The following is a 3,042-nucleotide window of genomic DNA, read 5'->3' on the forward strand; positions in this document are numbered from 1 at the left end:
ACCAAGGGGTCAGGGCGAGCCCCTACTCCTCCACCTCGGCGCCATAGGCCGCCATCAGGGCCATGTTGAGGATCCGCGACACCGAGGCTGACAGCGGCGCGATCTGGATCGACTTGTCCAGGCCCAGCAGCACCGGCCCGATCACCGTCGCCCCGCCCAGCGCCTGCACCAGCTTGGTCGAGATCGAGGCGGCGTGGATGGCCGGCATGATCAGGACATTGGCGCTGTCGGTCAGGCGCATGAACGGATAGTTGGCGCGGGCGGCCGGGTCGAGGGCCAGTTCGGGGGGCATTTCGCCCTCGAATTCGAAGTCGACGTCCATCTCGTCGAGCATGGCCACGGCTTCGCGCACCTTCTCCGAGCGCAGGCCCATCGGGTTGCCGAAGGTCGAATAGCTCATGAAGGCGACGCGCGGCTTGAAGCCCAGACGGGCCACGGCCCGGGCCGCCTCGCAGGCGATCTCGACCAGCTCCTCGGCCTCGGGCAGCTCGGTGACATTGGTGTCGGCCACGAACAGGGTGTGGCCCTTGGCCAGCAGCACCGACATGCCCATGATCCGGCCGCCGGGGGCGGGATCGACGACGCGCAGCACCTCTTCCAGGGCCTGGTCAAAGCTGCGGGTGACGCCGGTGACCATGCCGTCGGCCTCGCCATGGGTGACCATCGAGGCGGCGAAGCTGTTGCGGTCCTGGTTGATCAGCCGCTGGACGTCGCGCTTGAGATAGCCGTGGCGCTGCAGGCGGGCATAGAGGGCGTCGACATAGTCGGGGCTGCGGTCGCTGAGCCGGGCGTTGACGATCTCGATCTCGACGGCGTCGGGATCGAGCCCGACCACCTGCATGTTCTCGCGCACCAGGTTCTCGCGGCCGCAGAGGATGGCCTTGCCATAGCCGCCGCTCTGATAGGCGTGGGCGGCGCGGATGACGCTGGGATCCTCGCCCTCGGCGAAGACGATGGTCTTGGGATTGGCCATCACCGCGCCGCTGATCTTCTGCAGGAAGCCGGCGCTGGGATCCAGGCGCTGGGCCAGGCCGGCGCGATAGGCGTCCATGTCCTCGATCGGCTTGCGGGCCACGCCGGTGTCCATGGCCGCCTGGGCGACAAAGGGCGGCACGTACCAGATCAGCCGTGGGTCGAAGGCCGAAGGGATGATGTATTGCGGGCCGAACTTCAGCTGGCGGCCGTGATAGGCGGCGGCGACCTCATCGGGAACGTCCTCGCGGGCCAGCATGGCCAGGGCGTTGGCGCAGGCGATCTTCATCTCATGGTTCACGCGGCGAGCCCGCACGTCCAGCGCGCCGCGGAAGATGTAGGGGAAGCCCAGGACGTTGTTGACCTGGTTGGGATAGTCGCTGCGGCCGGTGCCCATGATGGCGTCCTTGCGCACGGCGTGGACCTCTTCGGGCGTGATCTCCGGATCGGGATTGGCCATGGCGAAGATCACCGGATTGGGGGCCATGCTGGCGATGATCTCGGGCGTGAAGGCGCCCTTGGCCGACAGGCCGAGCAGCACGTCGGCGCCCTTGACCGCCTCGGCCAGGGTGCGCAGCGGGGTGTCGACCGCGTGGGCGCTCTTCCACTGGTTCATGCCCTCGGTGCGGCCGCGATAGAGCACGCCCTTGGAATCGACGGCGATGCAGTTCTCGGCCCGCACCCCCATGGCCTTGATCAGCTCCAGCGAGGCGATGCCCGCCGCCCCGGGGCCGTTGAGCACGACCTTGACGTCTTCCAGCTTCTTGCCGGTGATGAAGCAGGCGTTGATCAGGCCGGCGGCGCAGATGATCGCCGTGCCGTGCTGGTCGTCATGGAACACCGGGATGTCGAGCAGCTCCTGCAGCTCGGTCTCGATGCGGAAGCATTCTGGGCTCTTGATGTCCTCCAGATTGATGCCGCCGAAGGTGATGCCGATATTCTTGACCACCGTGATGATCTCGTCGGCGTCCTTGGAGCTGATCTCGATGTCGATGCTGTCGACGTCGCCGAAGCGCTTGAAGAGGACGCTCTTGCCTTCCATCACCGGCTTCGAGGCCAGCGCGCCGAGATCACCTAAACCAAGAATGGCGGTGCCGTTGGAGATCACCGCCACCAGGTTGCCCTTGGAAGTGTATTCGTAGGCCATGTCCGGATCGGCGGCGATGGCGTGGACGGGCACGGCGACGCCGGGCGAATAGGCCAGGGACAGGTCGCGCTGGGTGGCCATCGGCTTGGTCGGCACGATCGCGATCTTGCCGGGGGTCGGGTAGCGGTGGAAGGCCAGGGCCTCCGCGTCGGTGAAAGTCTTCTTCTCCGAGTCGCTCATCCGGTGTTTCCCGTCCTGCAAGTCTGTGACTGTGGCCGCGCCGAACGATGCGACGCGCCCTTATGCTGAGGGCGCACCGTAACGGCGGGGTCGCCGCCTCACAACCTCGTACGATCACAATGTTGGCGCGCAAACGCTTGTATGGCTTGGCGTTGCGTCAGGTCGGGCGACCTTGGGTCAACCATTTGGCGGGCGATTGCGACGCTTGATGCGGCCGGCGCCATTGACCCGGCGGGCCCCTTCGGTGACTAGCCAATGACCAGACCTTGGAGATCGCCGTGAGCCAGACCCGCGTCAACGTCGCCGTGGCCGGCGCCCTGGGCCGCATGGGCCGGCCGTGGCCAGGGCCCTGGACGGCCAGGACGAGCTCGTGCTCGCCGCCCGCTTTCGACCGCCCCGGCGCGACGGGCGAGGGCCTGGTCGCCCGCGAGACGGCCCTGGCCCAGGTCGACGTGGTCATCGACTTCACCCTGCCCAAGGCCTCGGTCGAACTGGTTGAGGCCTGCCTGGCCCGGGTCGAGGCCGGTCAGACGGCCCCGGCCCTGGTCATCGGCTCCACCGGCTTCAGCCCGAGCAGCTGGCGCGGATCGACGCGGCCGCCGGCAAGCTCGCCATCGTCCGGTCGGGCAACTATTCGCTGGGGGTCAACATGTTGCTGGGCCTGGTGCGCCAGGCCGCCGCCGCCCTGCCGGCCCGCGACTGGGACATCGAGGTGTTCGAAGGCCATCATCGCCGCAAGGTCG

General features: G+C 67.7%; 1 protein-coding gene and 1 pseudogene. One reads left to right on the forward strand and one right to left on the reverse strand.

Translation table 11 applies throughout. The features are described 5' to 3' along the window. Window positions 1-22: 22 nt before the first annotated feature. Entirely contained in the window at window positions 23-2,299 is a 2,277-nt protein-coding gene (locus CSW58_RS12270; RefSeq protein ID WP_099447473.1) for an NADP-dependent malic enzyme, read from the reverse strand. Window positions 2,300-2,577: 278 nt separating this feature from the next. Here CSW58_RS12270 and CSW58_RS12275 point away from each other — a divergent pair. Next, window positions 2,578-3,042 (forward strand): annotated as a pseudogene (locus CSW58_RS12275) (hypothetical protein); the annotation flags it as partial.

The organism is Caulobacter sp. B11 (assembly GCF_002737765.1).
GTDB lineage: Bacteria > Pseudomonadota > Alphaproteobacteria > Caulobacterales > Caulobacteraceae > Caulobacter.